Source organism: Marinomonas ushuaiensis DSM 15871 (assembly GCF_000521805.1).
In the GTDB taxonomy this organism is placed as follows: Bacteria; Pseudomonadota; Gammaproteobacteria; order Pseudomonadales; family Marinomonadaceae; genus Marinomonas; species Marinomonas ushuaiensis.
Genome location: NZ_JAMB01000005.1, coordinates 59,399 through 75,313, shown reverse-complemented (window position 1 = coordinate 75,313; position 15,915 = coordinate 59,399). Strand labels below are relative to the sequence as shown.

General features: G+C 40.6%; 16 protein-coding genes. 5 read left to right on the top strand and 11 right to left on the bottom strand.

From position 1 onward, the window contains the following. Positions 1-26: 26 nt before the first annotated feature. The gene (locus MUS1_RS07280; protein WP_036160691.1) at positions 27-890 is read right to left on the bottom strand and encodes an isocitrate lyase/PEP mutase family protein; all 864 of its coding nucleotides are present in this window, start codon (positions 888-890) and stop codon (positions 27-29) included. 392 nt (positions 891-1,282) lie between these two features. On the opposite strand from MUS1_RS07280, the gene MUS1_RS07275 reads away from it, so the two are divergent. Continuing rightward, positions 1,283-2,578 carry a cation:proton antiporter gene (locus tag MUS1_RS07275; RefSeq protein WP_036160689.1) on the top strand — a complete coding sequence of 432 codons (1,296 nt, stop codon included), beginning with the start codon at positions 1,283-1,285 and terminating at the stop codon, positions 2,576-2,578. 96 nt (positions 2,579-2,674) lie between these two features. On the opposite strand, the gene MUS1_RS07270 is transcribed toward MUS1_RS07275, so the two are convergent. The 8 genes from MUS1_RS07270 to MUS1_RS07235 all read right to left on the bottom strand — a co-directional run bounded on the left by MUS1_RS07270 (position 2,675) and on the right by MUS1_RS07235 (position 10,344). Beyond that, entirely contained in the window at positions 2,675-3,268 is a 594-nt protein-coding gene (locus MUS1_RS07270) for a PqiC family protein (protein ID WP_245595771.1), read from the bottom strand. A 19-nt stretch (positions 3,269-3,287) separates the two neighbouring features. Further along, positions 3,288-4,934, bottom strand: a complete 1,647-nt coding sequence (gene pqiB / locus MUS1_RS07265) for an intermembrane transport protein PqiB (RefSeq protein WP_051436162.1) — start codon at positions 4,932-4,934, stop codon at positions 3,288-3,290. Then, entirely contained in the window at positions 4,927-6,201 is a 1,275-nt protein-coding gene (locus MUS1_RS07260; protein WP_036160685.1) for a paraquat-inducible protein A, read from the bottom strand. The genes pqiB and MUS1_RS07260 overlap by 8 nt, the downstream gene beginning before the upstream one ends. Positions 6,202-6,245: 44 nt before the next feature. Beyond that, positions 6,246-7,127 carry an LEA/WHy family protein gene (locus tag MUS1_RS07255; protein ID WP_036160683.1) on the bottom strand — a complete coding sequence of 294 codons (882 nt, stop codon included), beginning with the start codon at positions 7,125-7,127 and terminating at the stop codon, positions 6,246-6,248. A 3-nt stretch (positions 7,128-7,130) separates the two neighbouring features. Further along, entirely contained in the window at positions 7,131-8,135 is a 1,005-nt protein-coding gene (locus MUS1_RS07250) for a hypothetical protein (RefSeq protein WP_036160682.1), read from the bottom strand. 75 nt (positions 8,136-8,210) lie between these two features. Next, positions 8,211-8,336 carry a hypothetical protein gene (locus MUS1_RS16315; RefSeq protein WP_281171184.1) on the bottom strand — a complete coding sequence of 42 codons (126 nt, stop codon included), beginning with the start codon at positions 8,334-8,336 and terminating at the stop codon, positions 8,211-8,213. A 153-nt stretch (positions 8,337-8,489) separates the two neighbouring features. Then, the gene (gene rluF / locus MUS1_RS07240) at positions 8,490-9,527 is read right to left on the bottom strand and encodes a 23S rRNA pseudouridine(2604) synthase RluF (RefSeq protein ID WP_036160678.1); all 1,038 of its coding nucleotides are present in this window, start codon (positions 9,525-9,527) and stop codon (positions 8,490-8,492) included. Between the two features lie 157 nt (positions 9,528-9,684). Continuing rightward, positions 9,685-10,344 carry an NADPH-dependent FMN reductase gene (locus MUS1_RS07235; RefSeq protein ID WP_036160676.1) on the bottom strand — a complete coding sequence of 220 codons (660 nt, stop codon included), beginning with the start codon at positions 10,342-10,344 and terminating at the stop codon, positions 9,685-9,687. 256 nt (positions 10,345-10,600) lie between these two features. Between MUS1_RS07235 and MUS1_RS07230 the strand changes: the two genes are divergently transcribed. After that, positions 10,601-10,972, top strand: coding sequence for a glutathione S-transferase N-terminal domain-containing protein (locus MUS1_RS07230; RefSeq protein ID WP_036160674.1), 372 nt, complete (start codon positions 10,601-10,603; stop codon positions 10,970-10,972). Positions 10,973-11,041: 69 nt separating this feature from the next. On the opposite strand, the gene MUS1_RS07225 is transcribed toward MUS1_RS07230, so the two are convergent. Continuing rightward, positions 11,042-11,779 (bottom strand): pseudouridine synthase, encoded by a 738-nt coding sequence (locus MUS1_RS07225; RefSeq protein WP_245595770.1) that lies wholly within the window; start codon positions 11,777-11,779, stop codon positions 11,042-11,044. A 184-nt stretch (positions 11,780-11,963) separates the two neighbouring features. Here MUS1_RS07225 and MUS1_RS07220 point away from each other — a divergent pair, with 184 nt between their 5' ends. From MUS1_RS07220 to MUS1_RS15905, 3 genes are all read left to right on the top strand, one after another. Then, entirely contained in the window at positions 11,964-13,160 is a 1,197-nt protein-coding gene (locus tag MUS1_RS07220; RefSeq protein ID WP_036160671.1) for a DEAD/DEAH box helicase, read from the top strand. A 278-nt stretch (positions 13,161-13,438) separates the two neighbouring features. Next, positions 13,439-14,389, top strand: coding sequence for a peptidoglycan DD-metalloendopeptidase family protein (locus MUS1_RS07215; protein ID WP_036160668.1), 951 nt, complete (start codon positions 13,439-13,441; stop codon positions 14,387-14,389). After that, entirely contained in the window at positions 14,293-14,838 is a 546-nt protein-coding gene (locus MUS1_RS15905; RefSeq protein WP_084035583.1) for a bactofilin family protein, read from the top strand. Before MUS1_RS07215 ends, MUS1_RS15905 begins: the two co-directional genes overlap by 97 nt. A 57-nt stretch (positions 14,839-14,895) precedes the next feature. On the opposite strand, the gene rho is transcribed toward MUS1_RS15905, so the two are convergent. Next, complete coding sequence (gene rho / locus MUS1_RS07205) at positions 14,896-15,849, bottom strand: transcription termination factor Rho (protein ID WP_051436161.1); 954 nt, start codon at positions 15,847-15,849, stop codon at positions 14,896-14,898. Positions 15,850-15,915: the final 66 nt, after the last annotated feature.

Here is a 15,915-nt window from a genome sequence, read left to right as displayed (position 1 = left end):
GTGTTTATCACTTTCAGGAAGCTTGCTTACTCTTGCACATCCATATACTTGTTAGCCCACACTCGGTTTTCTTCAAGTGTTGAATAACGAGTCGACAATTCAGAAGCATTCAATGTACCTTCTGCAATGCCACGCTGTTCTCGTAAGCAGTCGTAAGTTGCTTTGATAGCCGCAAAATAAGCAGCATGACCATTAACAACGATACGGACACCATTTGCAGCAAGGCGTTCACGATCTCGTAATTCAGGATTGTCATAGGCAACTAACATGATTGGAATCGAAATGTGCTGAGAAATTTCTTCTAGGTGTGCAAAGTCACGAATACCAACCATACAGATACCGTCAACACCAACCGCTTGGTAAGCCTTCACTCGCTGGATCGTTTCTTCTGTACTTAATTGACCAGCATGGGTGCGAGCAATAATACTCATGATTGGATCAATACGGGCTTCTAATGCCGCTTTAAGCTTCCCAACCGCTTCTTCAACAGGAATCAGATCCGTCGATTTATGACCGTATTTTGCTGGCAATAAAGTATCTTCAATCGTCAATGCAGCAACACCAGCTCGCTCTAGCTCAACAATGGTGCGCATGACATTTAAGGCATTACCATAGCCATGGTCGGCATCAGCAATTATAGGCAATCGAGCAACGCGACCAATACGTGTCGCTTGTTCTGTAAATTCACTTAATGTAATTAAGGCAAAATCAGGCGCCGCTAATACTTGAAGAGAAGCAACAGAACCCCCCAAGATGCCCACTTCAAAACCAAGGTCAGATGCAATACGAGCTGACATTGGGTCAAATGTAGAGGCGGTGTAGTAGCACTTACCACTTGCAAGTAATGTACGAAAATCATTACGCAAATCGTGCTGGGAAGGTGTTGCCATAAGATATACCTCAAAAGCTGTTATAAAATAAATATGGCGACATTATACAAGGCTTATTACCTAGCTTCATCAACCTTTGACTAATCGGTCATATTTTCTAAACCAGGTGATTACTTTCCGTAAAAGTAAGCTTTTTATGCTTAAAATAAATGGTTTTTTATTGTTTATATGAGGCTTTACTTAAATCATACCCAAACAAATATCTATTAGGTTTACCTCAGTATTTTTATGATTAAAAGTTAATTATATTGTAAGACAAATTGATTGTTTTTTAGACAGAACAAGCCGTGACACCCACATATTCTAGGTATAAAATACCTTGCTAACGCACATCCCATCTACTGTGTATTATCTTCTTATCTGATTATGACTTTTAAAATAAAGGCCCACGAATGAATGCTTGGTATCTCATCTGCTTCTTATCTGCTTTAGCGGTTTTTATCGCTTTTACAAACCAATACATCTTAAAAATGCAAACAACGATTGCCATAACAACAGGCTCCGTTGTCATTTCTTTACTTTTAATTCTTGCGGTTAAAATGCTGGGTGATGGAACGGCTCTGTTTATTACTCAAATCGTTGCAGATATTGATTTTAATCAGTTGCTATTAAAGGGCATGCTCGGCTTTCTGTTGTTCGCCGGCGCATTAGAAATAGACCTTGCGGCACTTAAGAGACAACGCTGGGAAATTACAATATTAGTGCTTTTTTCTACTCTTGTTTCAACGTTTCTCGTTGGTTACTTGAGCTACTATTTATTTGCCCTTCTAAGCTTCCCTGTTCCCTTTATTTATTGTCTACTTTTTGGCGCTCTTATCAGCCCAACTGACCCAATTGCAGTATTAGCTATTATTAAGCAAATGAGTGCACCTCAAGGCATTTCTATTCAAGTAGAAGGCGAATCTCTTTTCAACGACGGCGTTGGTCTTGTTATTTTCACCACTATATTTTCAGTTGCTTTTTATGGCACAGAAGCCAGTGTTCAGGATATCGCAGAGTTATTTTTTACAGACGCAGTTGGCGGTATTATCTTTGGACTTGTGATCGCGCTAGTCGGTCATTTTGCCATACTTCATTGCAAAGATGTGAACACTCGTTTGTTGGTCACACTGACGATCCCGTCAGCGGGTTTTGCTCTGGCCAATATTTGGGAAATTTCAGGTGCTCTGGCCATGGTTACCAGCGGTATTTTACTTGGAAACATTACCCGTGCATCGGCATCAAAGAAATATGGTCCAGCTGGCACACGCTATGTAAAAGATTTTTGGCATGCAACAGACAGTTTCTTAAATGCATTACTGTTTCTTATTATCGGCATGCTGATTGTCACGATGCCACTATCATGGGAAATCATTGGACTCGGCTTACTTATGGTTCCAGTGGTCTTACTGGCTCGATTTATTAGTGTTGGTAGTCCTTACATTATTTTTAAACGTTATCGAAAATACGATAAGCACTCCGTAAAAATCTTAACCTGGGGGGGGTTACGTGGTGGCCTTGCATTGGCGATGGCAGCGGCTATTCCTTCAGACCAAATACAGATTAATGGCATGGATTTACACGATATAATGGTCATTATTACTTACGTCGTGGTGATTTTTTCTATCATAGTTCAAGGATTAACCATCTCACCCTTGATTCAAAAAAGTATTCAAGCGGCATCAGCTGAGAAAAATAGCGGCCTATGATAGGTTAAACTTGGAGACATTAAATCTGAGTTAGAATAAAAAGGTCTGTGTAATGCGGACCTGATATTACTGACGCCTTATAAAATAAGGCGTTTTTTATCTATTCAACACTTCAGCAATGTCTTTTGTCATAGGGTCAATCACTCGATTAAACCAACTCCCTGAAAGCGTCCTCACCATGGCTGCATAACCATCTGATTGCAGCTCATCCGTGACATAAAAAGTGTCCGAGGCGGATAGCTCACCTGTTTCAGAAATCACCTGCCAACGGCCAGAAATATGCACCACGCCATTTAAATCAGCATAAAAACCATCCACTTCAATGTTTAGCAACCCAATAGCACTTGCAGGTAATCGCTGACCACCGAACCAAGTAATACTCGGGAAAGTTCTCTCTAAACGCTGCTGAGTCAAACGCGTTAGCTGAGAAGACAAAGACTCAGCCCATAAATTACTTTGTGACCTATGAACTTCCCCTTGTTGCGTTACCAATACAATTTCATTACCAGCAAGATAATTTGCCACAACAATGGGTAACAACTGTATCGACACTCTTTTTGTCTCTTGAGTTGACACAGTTTGTAATGAGTCATCCATTAACAAGTATTCATTCGCTGGGGCGACATTTGTCGCGCACGCTGTCGTCACCGAAGCAATAACAAAGATCAATAACAACCGAAATTTCATCATACAATTTTATCTCTTTATTCTATTTAGCCGCTTTCGGCTGTATATCTAACCGGGGCGCACTGTCGAAAATCAAAGTGTTTGGATTTTCTCTCAATTGACGAAGCAAAGGCTGCAGTTCATTCAATGCACGTCCTAATGACACCATATTCTCTCTTAATGGACGGCCGATCTGTCCATTTGCCTGATAGGTTTCTAGCGTCAAGTTCAACTCATTAATGGTTGCCGATAAATCAGCCGGCAATTGCTGAGTTTCTGATTTATCTAAAAGCTGTTTCACGCTTTTACTCACAGCTTGTAATTGTCGTAATGTTTCATTGGCCTCTTCCATTGTTCGACCAAGTTGTTCAAACGTATTACTCAAAGGCAACTGAGACACGTTATCTAGAATTTCTACTACTTTAGATTGAATATCATCAAATCCGCCTGCTGCCGTTGGGAACAGGCTATAATTTTCAAGTTTAGAAAGTGTGACCGGCGACGGGTTATCTATAAAATCAATATTGATGATTTTAGCAGCATTTACGTAATTGCCTATTTTCAAACTTGCTCGCAAGCCTTTATCAATTCTGTCTCCTAATAATTGATGCCAGCGCTCTAAAGAAATGGCATCCGATGTACCTAACCCATTCAATCGCTGAGGTTCAATTCGAGCACGAACAGGAATGTAAGGCGCGTCTAATGAAGATAAGGCTTCTGCTGATATACCATTAAATGGCACATCTAATACCGTTCCTATTCTCACACCTCGATACTCAACAGCGGCTCCTGCAATTAAGCCACTTACATTAGTATCAAACAAAAATACATAGTTAATAAAGTCTTTGTAGACATTATTGTCTGCGCTTTCTTTAGATGGATATAGACGAAATGTCGACATATCATCAATAACTTGTCCAGTCGATTGTCCAGCTGGAGAATCAAATGTGATACCACCAGAAAATAAGGTTTCCAATGAGTCTAGACGAACCTCAAAACCACTTGCAGAGCTTTTAAAAGCTAACCCTGATGTGATCCAAAATTGTGTATTACTGCTCACCAAGGCATCGTAAGGGGAACGTACAACGACCTGATAGGTAATCTCTCTTTTCTTAGCATCAAAGCCTACTTTTTCAATGTAACCAACTTCATAACCTCGAAAATGTACCAAAGCACCAATCTCAAGTTTGGAGCCTTCTTTACTGGATAAAATCAAACGTACACCGTCGTTTTCTGTAGAAAGAGGTGGCTGATTCAGAATAGCAAAATCCGTCTTTAACTCCCCTTTTTCACCCGGTTTCATATTAATATACACACCAGATAGAAGCGTTCCTAAACCACTCACACCCGCTCTTCCAACCCGTGGTTTAACGACCCAAAACTGGGTATCATCACGCAACATTTGTTGAGTGCCGTTATTCATTCGAACCTGAATAATAGCGTTTTCATAGTCGTCGCTCAGTTGTATGTCAATGACTCGCCCAACATCTACATTTCGAGATTTTAGCTTCGTTTTTCCTGCTTCTAAACCATCTGCATTTGATGCAATTAAGGTAATAACAGGCCCTTGGCTCGACCAGTTTTGATACAACATCCAACTCGCTACCAAAATAGCAATGAGAGGTACAAGCCAGATAGAATTAAATCGAACTTTACGCATACTCTCGATTTGTTTGTTCGAATTACTCAACCTTCTCTCCTTCTAAAGATGCGGCTTTAGGACCGTCATCTTTATCCCACAATAATCTTGGATCAAACGACATAGCAGCCAACATGGTAAATACAATAACCGCCGTAAATGACAAAACCGCTGGGCCGGGGAAAATTGACACAAGATTCCCCATTTGCACTAAGCTGGTTAGAATCGCCACAACAAAAACATCAATCATAGACCAACGACCAACCAACTCCGTCATTTTATATAGTTTTATCTTTTGCTTTGTCAGCCGTTGGCTAGGATAACAACACTGCCAACATAGCCAAGCCAACGCCAGCATTTTTGCAATTGGAATCACCACACTCGCAAACAAAATAATCAAGGCAACTGGATACGATTCCAAAGTCCAAAGCAGCAAAACGCCTCCCATAATCGTTGAAGGCTCTGTACTACCCAAAAACGTTGTTTGCATAATGGGAAAAACATTCGCTGGTATATACATCACCAAAGAAGCAATCAACAAAGCGCTCGTCGTCATCAAACTGTTTGGTCGACGACTATGAACAGAATGCCCACATCGGTCGCAATGATGCGCGTCACGCGATAACGTTGCACCACAAAAATGACAGCCAATCAGGTTTTGTTTTTTCGCTGTTCCTTGTTCTACTTCATGCTCAGTCGCTTGACCTGCAACCTTGTTCCACAACCAGCGTTTATCGATCAAGGTAACTGTTTTTAAAAGCAACAAAACGTAACCACAGAAAGCCCAAAATGACAGTTCTAGAGAAATATCAGCCAAGCTATTTACTTTCACCAAGGCAACTAAAATCCCCACTAAAAACACATCAACCATTAACCAAGGCTGTAAAACAATAATCCAGCGAACACAGTAACGCTGAGCGGATTTTAATACGTATTTATTCTGGAAAGACCAAACGAGAAATAACGCAGAAGACAAATACACGATAGGAAAAACAAACAAAGCCAAACTAATAATGGCCCCAAGCACCAAATGCCCGAGGCCAAGTAAAACACTTAATGTTTGAAACAAGCTAACAGTGCGATCAATACCGTTACTTGAAAAACCAAGAAAGGAAAAACTCATAGCCAATGCGAGCATCAACAAAGAGGATAGACCAACGCCTAAAATTCTCGCCGACACGTGTTTATGAACACTGATCAGAATGTGCCCGCAATGCTGACATCGGAAACGATCGCCGCCTTTTAACGGTGGAATGCTATTTACATGATCACATTCTTCACATGTCGTCACATTTTCGTGAAACAGCGAATGACTCATACCAAAACCAAAACACGATAAGTAAACAGCACGAATAACTCTCTTTATCTAGTGATCATCTGCTGAGTTTCGAGACTCAACGGTGTGGATTTCCAACCTTTGATACCAGTATCTACTTCTGCCCCTACACTTACGTCAACAGCAACAGGGTCTGAACTTGAAAAAATACGATACAAACTCATTCCCATGTCACTCATACCTATAGATAAAGGTATTGAGACACTTTGCGTCTTGCCTTGAGGCAGTTTAATCGCTTTGATCTCACCTGCTCCCAATGACTTACCTTCGGCTTTTAATTGATAGTTCACGTTATTCAAATCAATATCAAAAACATTTGGATTTTTAATGTCTAAATCGACACTCAGCTTAGCACCGCTCAAACTATTCGTATCCACATTAAAGTTTTTAATGGTAATTTCTGGCTGTTTCGGAATGGGTAAAACACCTGAAAAACTGACTGGCATATTAAGATTACCTAGCACAGGTACATCAATCGCAACCTTACCGTCAACGCCATAACTCATTTCTGTTTTATCATCAAAGTCACTGACACTTTTCATGATCTGATCAAAGGTTAGCGTAACAGGCAACTGAATATTATTGCTCCCTTTGGCAGGCAAAGACAAACTGGCATCAGGCTGTGCAACCGAAGCAATACGTTGATCGTTAATCAGTAAATCCAGATCGAAACCTGCCGTTTTAAGCGCAAAAACATTCGGGTTTGTGACTTCTACATCCACCAGTAGAGTCACAGATTGAGTTGATAATTCATCAATAGAAACACCACGGATAGAAGCCTTAGGTTTACTAACATCCAATGATTTCTGAAATATAGAGCAACCAGATAAAACCACAATCAACAAAACACAAGTGATGCGGAGCGATAATTTACCGTAGAATGAGTGCTCTTTATTTTGAAAAAACATATTTTATCCTTTCTCTTTAATTGCAGGAACATAAGCCTGAAGAGACTTAGGCAATCGCATTACAAATAAAGCTCTCACTCGCTGCCAGTAAATTGATAGCAACAACAAAGACGCCCCCATAACAACACCCGTTAGTGGAAAGCTATAACCTATGCCACCATAACTATCGATTAAACTAGTTAATGCATAAATCACATACATTAACGAAGACACCATAAAGGCACGACGATCAATCAAAATAGACAACACTGCCATAAGCAAATACAGAAGAACCACCAGCACCATATTACTCAAGCTTTCGTTGCCATCCAACACACCAAGGTTCCAAAAAATCGGATGGATAATCAAAGGCGCAGATAAAAGATGCAGCCAAAACGCCACATCGGATTTTCGCGTTGTTCGGCTGGTATCGGCAGAGTCCCAATACATAGCGCAAGTAAAAGCAATACAACCACATAAGAATAACGTAGTCATTAACATGCCAGTGCTTTCTGGCACAATACTCATCACAATTGCAGCTAATAATGCCAAAGCGGCACCTGTCCCAACGGCAATCGTGACAGGTACTTGAAAACGACGCCAATGAAAATACGCAGCTAATGTAGACAAAGCTGCTGAAATAATCGGAGCAACGTTTGGCATACCACCAAACAAAGCCTGAGAAAAAGCAAACACGCCACCCACAAAAGCCAATAACAACACAATCGCAGGCAATGCCATTTTGCGTTTTAAGACAAAGATCTCCGCCAATCCCCAAGACAAACCTGCAAACACAAGGTAACCCAGGATTTCACTAACGGAACTTATTACCCAAAGAGAAGAAAATAGTAATAAGGCACAAGCAATGACGATAAAAATATCGTTGAAACCACCTACCAACCGAAAATTCTCTTCATCAACGGCAGGCGAACCATTTGACGACGACATCATGTTTCGAAACTCTTGAACGGAGTCGGCAGAAAAAATCTTTTTCTCAATTCCCAGGTTTAAATCTTCATCTGTGTACATAACAACCCTTAATCCCTAAACATGATGCTTTCTATTCAATACAAAAAAAGAACACGAGAGCATTTTTTTTCAAAATTATTTATGCCCTGCTGCAGCGCCTGCATGACCATGGGGACCGTCAGGTAAAAATACACAGGCTGTCACACTAAAAGCCAAAACAACTAAAAATACAGCTCGAGCAAAAAAATTGACCCTTTTCATAACAAACCTCTTGTTGATGATAAAAAGTAATAATAAGAGCTCTAAGAAGAACGAAACAAATCGCTGCATTAAAGTATCTTTGAATATCCTTAGTATCAGCCAAAATCCACACAAAGCTTACATTTCAAGAATCTCGCGACCAACAAAGTATAACTAAGGGCGAGACGATCGTTGCGGCCCCTTCCCTTTTGGAGGTCGCTTACCATTCGTTGCTGGTTTGCCGTTGCCTGTGGATTTTCCCTTACCTGAAGGTTTACCGCCGCCACTTGGCTTACCATTAGGGAACTTACTGTTTCCGGATAACTTATTTGCATCACCAAAAGGCCGTTTATCCTTTTTCCCTTTTGAAGAACCAGACGGTTTACGATCATCACTTTTCGGATGTTTCGTATTGCCTTTCGGTGCAGTATTAGGTCGGTTATTTTTTCTGGGCGCATTTCGTGATTTTTTGGCTGGAACTGTGCTTTCTGAAGATGAATCCTCTACTGCTTTCAGCAACACAGTTAACTCTTTTTCGGTAAGATCTCGCCACTCACCTACAGGCACACCTTTAAGATTCACATTCATAATACGAGTGCGTTCGAGTTTCATGACTTCGTAGCCGAAATGTTCACACATACGACGAATCTGACGATTCAAGCCTTGTACCAAAGTAATGTTAAATACGTTGGCTGCCACTTTTTTCACTGGGCATTTCTTGGTCATGGTTCCAAGAATAGGAACACCGCCAGCTAAACCTTGGATAAAGTCGTCCGTGATCGGTTTATTCACCGTCACCAAGTATTCTTTTTCGTGGTTGTTACCCGCTCGCAGCACTTTATTCACAAGGTCGCCATTATTGGTCAAAAATATCAAACCTTGAGAATCTTTATCCAAGCGTCCAATAGGGAAAATTCGCACACCGTGACTGACAAAGTCGACAATGTTATTTCGTTCAGAACTCTCCGTCGTACTGACAATACCAACGGGCTTATTCAATACAATGAAAACGAAATCATCGGCGTCTTGCGGCTCAATCAATTGACCATTCACACGAACAGTATCGCCAGTGACAACTTGATCGCCAACTTTAGCGCGTTTCCCATTGATGAAGACATTACCCTGTTCGATAAAACGGTCGGCGTCTCTTCGAGAGCAGATACCACTTTCGCTGATATATTTATTTAAACGAGTAGATGAAGCGTTAAACATAAAGGGCCGTCTGATCTTAATTATTAAGAGTTTAGAGCCTATTTATCAAAAAACGGCTCAAACTAGATGGTTCGTAAAAACGAGATGCCCACATTATATAGCAAACAGTGCAGAGGAAACCATTCACAGTAAATAGCACGCGCTAGCTACCTTCCATTCAAGGCGCGTTTCGCTGCGAAGGATCTTTATTAAAAGTCGCGATCATTTCCTTAGGATCAAGCTCTTCACGATACTGGTTCGCTGCTTGAGCCCACCATACTAATTGATTAAAAGTCCGACCAAAGTAACCAAACCACTCTTCCTGTTTTTGACCTTCTTGCAGACTACCGTCTTCACCAAAAATATTTTGAGCTTTAGGAACATGGATCATAGAAGATACGGGCAAACAGCCTAATTCAGACAAAAAAGTTCGCATACCAATGGCTGCTCGTATACCACCCCATTGCCCTGCGGAGTAAGTTACGATGGCACTCGGTTTATATGAAAATAGAGAGCTACCAAAGTGGTTCAATAGATTCGACAACGCTGGACTCATTGAATGATTGTACTCAGGACTCACCATAATATAGCCATCGGCAAGCGCTATCTTTTGGGCGAGTTCATCCAGCTTTGGTGGCACTTTAGCTTGAGAATAAGCAAAATGAGGCTTGAAAACAGGCTCTAATGGGTAATCTAACGCATCAACTAACTCGATTTCATGTCCTGAATGCTGAGAAAGAAAACTATCCAAACACGCTCTTGCTACACGCTCACCCAAACGAGCAGGTTTTGGTGGCGTACTGTTTCTTACGGTACCGAGAAAAAGTAGAAACTTCATAGACAAACCCTAACAAATAATAGGAATGTAAAAAGTATCGCACAAAGGTACGATACCCTAAAATGATCTAAATCAACGCTCCATGAGTGTAGATTGAGGTTAAATTATGTTCAAAAAAAGATCAGAAAAGCCACAACCACTTATCATTTACAATCATTCATCTTTTATACTTAAACCATTTTCACTTTACCGTTAGTATAGACATCATTCGACATTCTTCTTAATTCAATAGAAAACTCTCAAGTGAGCCTTTTAAATGAAATTACTTATTAATCTTATCCGTAACCTAGTGGGCTGCATCATTGTACTTATTGATTTAGTGACACGCGGATCAAAATTAAAACGCACGTCTGAACAGCAGAAACAGGTTAACGAAGAAGTAAAAGACTTAACGCTTTATCAATTTTTTGCTTGTCCTTTTTGCATTAAAACTCGCAGAGCCATCTACAAATTAAACCTTCCCATCGAAAAGCGTAGTGCCTCAGAAGGTTCTATTCACCGTGATGAATTACTAAAGGGTGGCGGTCGTGTGAAAGTCCCGTGTTTGCGAATTGAAAAAGAAGGGAAAGTTGAATGGATGTATGAATCGTCCGATATTATTCGTTACCTTGAAACTCGTTTTCCCTAATGCCTAATACCTAATAGACAAGCAACCAGTTCCCTTAGTTGCTTGTTTATTTTTTTAGACATCAACGTTTTATTTTCCAAAAGACAATATTTCTTCTTTTGTTAAATATCGCCATTGTCCCACATCAACATCAAGACAAACCGCTCCGATTTGCTCCCGATGAAGCGACACGACACGATTTCCAACCCTTGCAAACATGCGTTTCACTTGATGAAACCGACCTTCTGTAATGGTTAACAAGACTTCTTTTGGACTGATAATCTCCAATTTTGCAGGTAAGGTTAATGTCTCCTCGCCTTGTAATTGCAGACCCTTTGCAAACTTCTCAGTTATTTCATTCGCCTTATCTGTTGTCAGCGCTCTAGATAACCCAACTCGATACACCTTACAACATGCTTTTTGGGGTGAGGTGATATTAAACGACCAACGCCCATCATCCGTGATTAAAACCAAACCAGTTGTGTCTGCATCCAAGCGCCCTGCTATGTGCAATTCAGAGACTTTCTCAACCTCTAAATAATGAAAAAGTGATGGATAGACTTCGTCGATATTTGAACACACTGTCTCGGCAGGCTTATTTAAGAGAATATAACGAAAATCACGCGTCTTAAGCGTTGCACCATTAAGTGAAATCACATTATTTTCATGAACTTGCATCGCTTCATTCTGCGCAACCTCGCCATTAACAAGCACTTCTCCAGCATGAATACACTGAATCGCTTCTTCTTTTATAAGTTCGGTACTTTTACAGAGGAATTTATCAAGACGCATGGTTGGCAACATTAAAACGGTGAGAATGTCGGACATTATCCTTTCTCGACAAGAATTATCAACGGCTCATTAATATTTACAAAGTTAAAACAACGACCGATGGCTTTTGCGCTATACTGCGGCACATTCGTCTTATTAATCACTGTACGTTACTTACATTAAGAATTTTAAGACTCTCTTTATAAAGCCATCCTGACGACAACCTGTCCGAGCCTCTTTTATGTTATTTTCAAAACTTGGGTTATGTAGCCCAATTGCACAAGCTATCAAAGAGTTGGGTTACACAACGCCAACCCCAATTCAAAAACAAGCCATTCCTGTCATTATGTCAGGCAAAGATCTTATTGCCACGGCGCAAACGGGAACAGGTAAAACAGCCGCTTTCGTGCTACCGATCTTAGAAAGGTTCAGTAAAGTACAAACTTTACGTGGCAAACGTGTCCGCGCTCTAATTTTGACACCAACACGAGAATTATCGGTTCAAGTTGAGGCAAACGTTGCTTTATACAGCAAACATATGAACCTCACCTCTATGGCGATTTATGGTGGTGTTGATACTGAAACTCAAAAACAACGTTTAATCGAAGGCGTTGATATTCTAGTAGCGACACCGGGTCGATTACTGGACCTGATTCACCAACGTGCGCTGCATTTCGATAAACTTGAAGTCTTAGTTTTAGATGAAGCAGACAGAATGGTCGACATGGGCTTTGTTGGTGATATCAATAAGATTATCGATCGCTTACCAGAAGCTCGTCAAAATCTACTCTTCTCAGCGACCATGACAGACGACGTTCGCGCCCTCTCCTATGGTTTCTCTGACGACAAAGCAAGTGATCAAGCAGTTGAGATTTCTATCTCACCGAAAACCAAAGCGGCTCCAAATATCAATCAGTGGTTAATCACTGTTGATAAAGACACTAAATCTGCCTTACTGAGCCATTTGATTAAAGAACAAAAATGGGATCAAGCGCTTATTTTTATCGAGAAAAAACATGGTGCGGCCAAACTCGTCGACCAGTTAGCAAAACGCGGCATTGAAGCAGATTCGATTCATGGTGATAGAAGCCAAGCTATGCGTGAAAAAATTCTTGGCGACTTCAAATCAGGCAAACTAAAGTATCTCGTTGCAACAGGCGTCGCTGCCCGTGGTATCGACATCGGTGACTTAAGCCGTGTCGTCAATTACGACTTACCTTTCAAACCAGAAGAATACATTCACCGCATTGGCCGAACCGGTCGTGCTGGCGCTACAGGCGAAGCCATTTCTTTTGTTGCCATGGGTGACTTTAAAAATCTATGCGCCATTGAAAGCCGTTTGAAACACATCATCAAACGCAAAGAAATAGACGGTTTTCCAGTACGAAAAGTCGTACCCGTATCAATCTTGAATTATGTTCGTAAAGCGAACCGTTAAATATTAAAAATAGTCATTTGATATTAAAAAAACAGATCCCTAACCTTATTCAGCTTTAATGCTATGAGGTTTAGGCGATCTTTTTACTCATCCTCCTCAAAAAACCGACTACACAGAACACTGTAATCTCAAGAACACCACCAATTTACTGTAAGCATCCCACCTATTAGCTAAATCAATTGTAAAAAAATCAGAAAAAACCGTACAAAAGTACACAAAATAGATAACATGCAGTCTATTCAAACGGCAAAATATGATGTTGGTAAAAAAGTAGTTCAATGAAAGATAACATAACTATATCCATTTCCTCGATTCACGGTACCAAGCACTTTAGTTTTGGTAAGAAAAGCCGTCATACATTCAAGTTCTTCAGCTATATGGTTTTTATCGGAGTGTTACTAACAGCTGGAATAATTTACTACCTTGTTAATGATGCAGAATTTTCTAAAATAAAGCTCCGCGAACTGGAAAATAAATCATCTTCGTTGACTAGAGAAATCACCTCATTAACAGAATTAAAAACCAATTTAGAACGTGATTTATCAGAACGAGAAGAAAAAATGCTTTTAGTTTCTGATCGATTAGATGATTTAGAAAAATTACTAGACATGGATAATCAGCCCAATAGTGAACTTGAGTCACGCTTAGATACAGCAGCAATTAATTCGTCTATTCGAGTCGCTATGTTGACCCAAATCCCCAGTGGTCCGCCAGTCAAAAACGCAAGAACCTCTTCTGGTTATGGCGAACGTATACACCCTGTAACAGGTATTAAGAAATTTCATCGCGGCCAAGATTTTGCCGTCAATACTGGCACACCCGTTTACGCACCAGCTGATGGAGCGGTTGAAGTGATACGCCCAAGCAACCAAGGCTCTGGCAATTTTCTCAGACTTCTTCATTCACACGGTTTTTCCAGCTCTTATTCACATTTAAGCAAATTCGCTGTTAGCAAAGGTGATTTCGTTAAAAAAGGTGACTTAATCGCTTATTCAGGAAATACTGGGTTATCCTCTGGGCCACACCTTCATTATGAAATAAGATTTGTAGGAAGAGCATTAAACCCAAAACCTTTTTTGGGTTGGAATGTTGATAATTTTGATGGAATTTTTAAGAACATAAGAGGCATACGATGGGAATCTTTAGTCGAAACCACGGAGTTAAGAGTCAGTCATCAGCTACAACTCTCATCGCAGAAGGCTGCACAATTAACGGCCACATTAGAGTAGAGAATCGACTGCAAATTGACGGTCATGTTGAAGGCCAAATAGAAGCTTCTAATCAAATTAAGATTAGTGAATCAGGTTACGTCGTTGGTGAAATAACGACTGACCGACTAATCATTAACGGTGAATTTGAAGGGACATGTCGTGCTGCACACATTGAAATTCTCAGCCATGGTAGCGTAAGCGGAACAATATACAGCGATAATTTGAGTATTGAAACCGGAGGCAAATTTACAGGCATTACAAATCCGTCTGAAAAGATGTTATCGAAATATCAATCTCCAGATTTAGAGGGATCGGACATAGATCGCTTAGATGCAGATCCTTTAGAGACAGGTCGCTTGGATCCAAGCCATTCAAGTCAAAACATTTCGGATTTAGAAGATCCGGACTCAGAATCTTTAGATGAAGAAAAGCATCAACCAACCTTCATAAATAACGCATCTCGTTAAATTAAAACCTACTTACTAAAAGGCCAGATGACTTAAATTTAAGTGATCTGGCTTTTTTTATGTTACTGAAAAAGACGTCAATAACTCCGTATTAGTTGGGTATTCTTCTAATAACTCAACCAACTTCTGGGCACCATCTACAGGCTTAAGATGAGTCAATGATCGACGCAACGCCCTAACCTTTTCAAGGTTTTTCCCATCTATAAGAAGTTCCTCTCGGCGAGTACTGCTTTTCGCAATATCAATTGCGGGAAAGATTCGATGGCTTGCTGCTTCACGTGACAGCACAATTTCCATATTACCTGTGCCTTTAAACTCTTCAAAAATCACCTGATCCATTCGGCTCCCAGTCTCAACCAGAATTGTTGCCAAAATTGTCAATGAGCCACCGTTTTCAATATTTCTGGCGGCACCAAAAAGCTTTCGTGGTATTTCTAGCGCTCGCGTATCAATTCCGCCTGTCATAGTTCGACCACTGCCTTTGGTTTCAGCATTGTGAACGCGTGAGAGCCGCGTCAGCGAGTCAATCACTATCATTACGTCATTACCTTCACCTGCTTCCTTACGTGCTTTGTCAAGTAAGCGGTCAGCCACACGAACGTGTTCAGCGTAACTTGCATCTGACGAAGACGCGTGAACTTCTGCCGGTACACTACGTTTGAAATCGGTGACTTCTTCTGGTCGTTCATCAATCAACAAGGCATACAACTTTATCTCTGGGTAAGCTTTGCCGACGGACTGACAAATGTGCTTTAGCATCGTCGTTTTACCCGACCCCGGTGGTGCGACAATCAAACCGCGTTGCCCCATACCAATTGGCGTAATCAAGTCCATCGCTCGCACAGTTCGTTCTGCAGAGCCAGACTCTAAGCAAATACAAGGAGCAGGATGAATCGCGACGCCATTTAAAAAACGTTTTTGTGGGTCATTAGGATATTGATCTTCAATCGTTTCAACAGGATTGATGTCACTGGTTCTTTTACCTTTCAAACTTAATATTTTTCTTGTCATGATATTAATTTATAGCCTTAAAATGTGAAATTACGATCCGTTCACAACCATTGAATTAGATTGAAT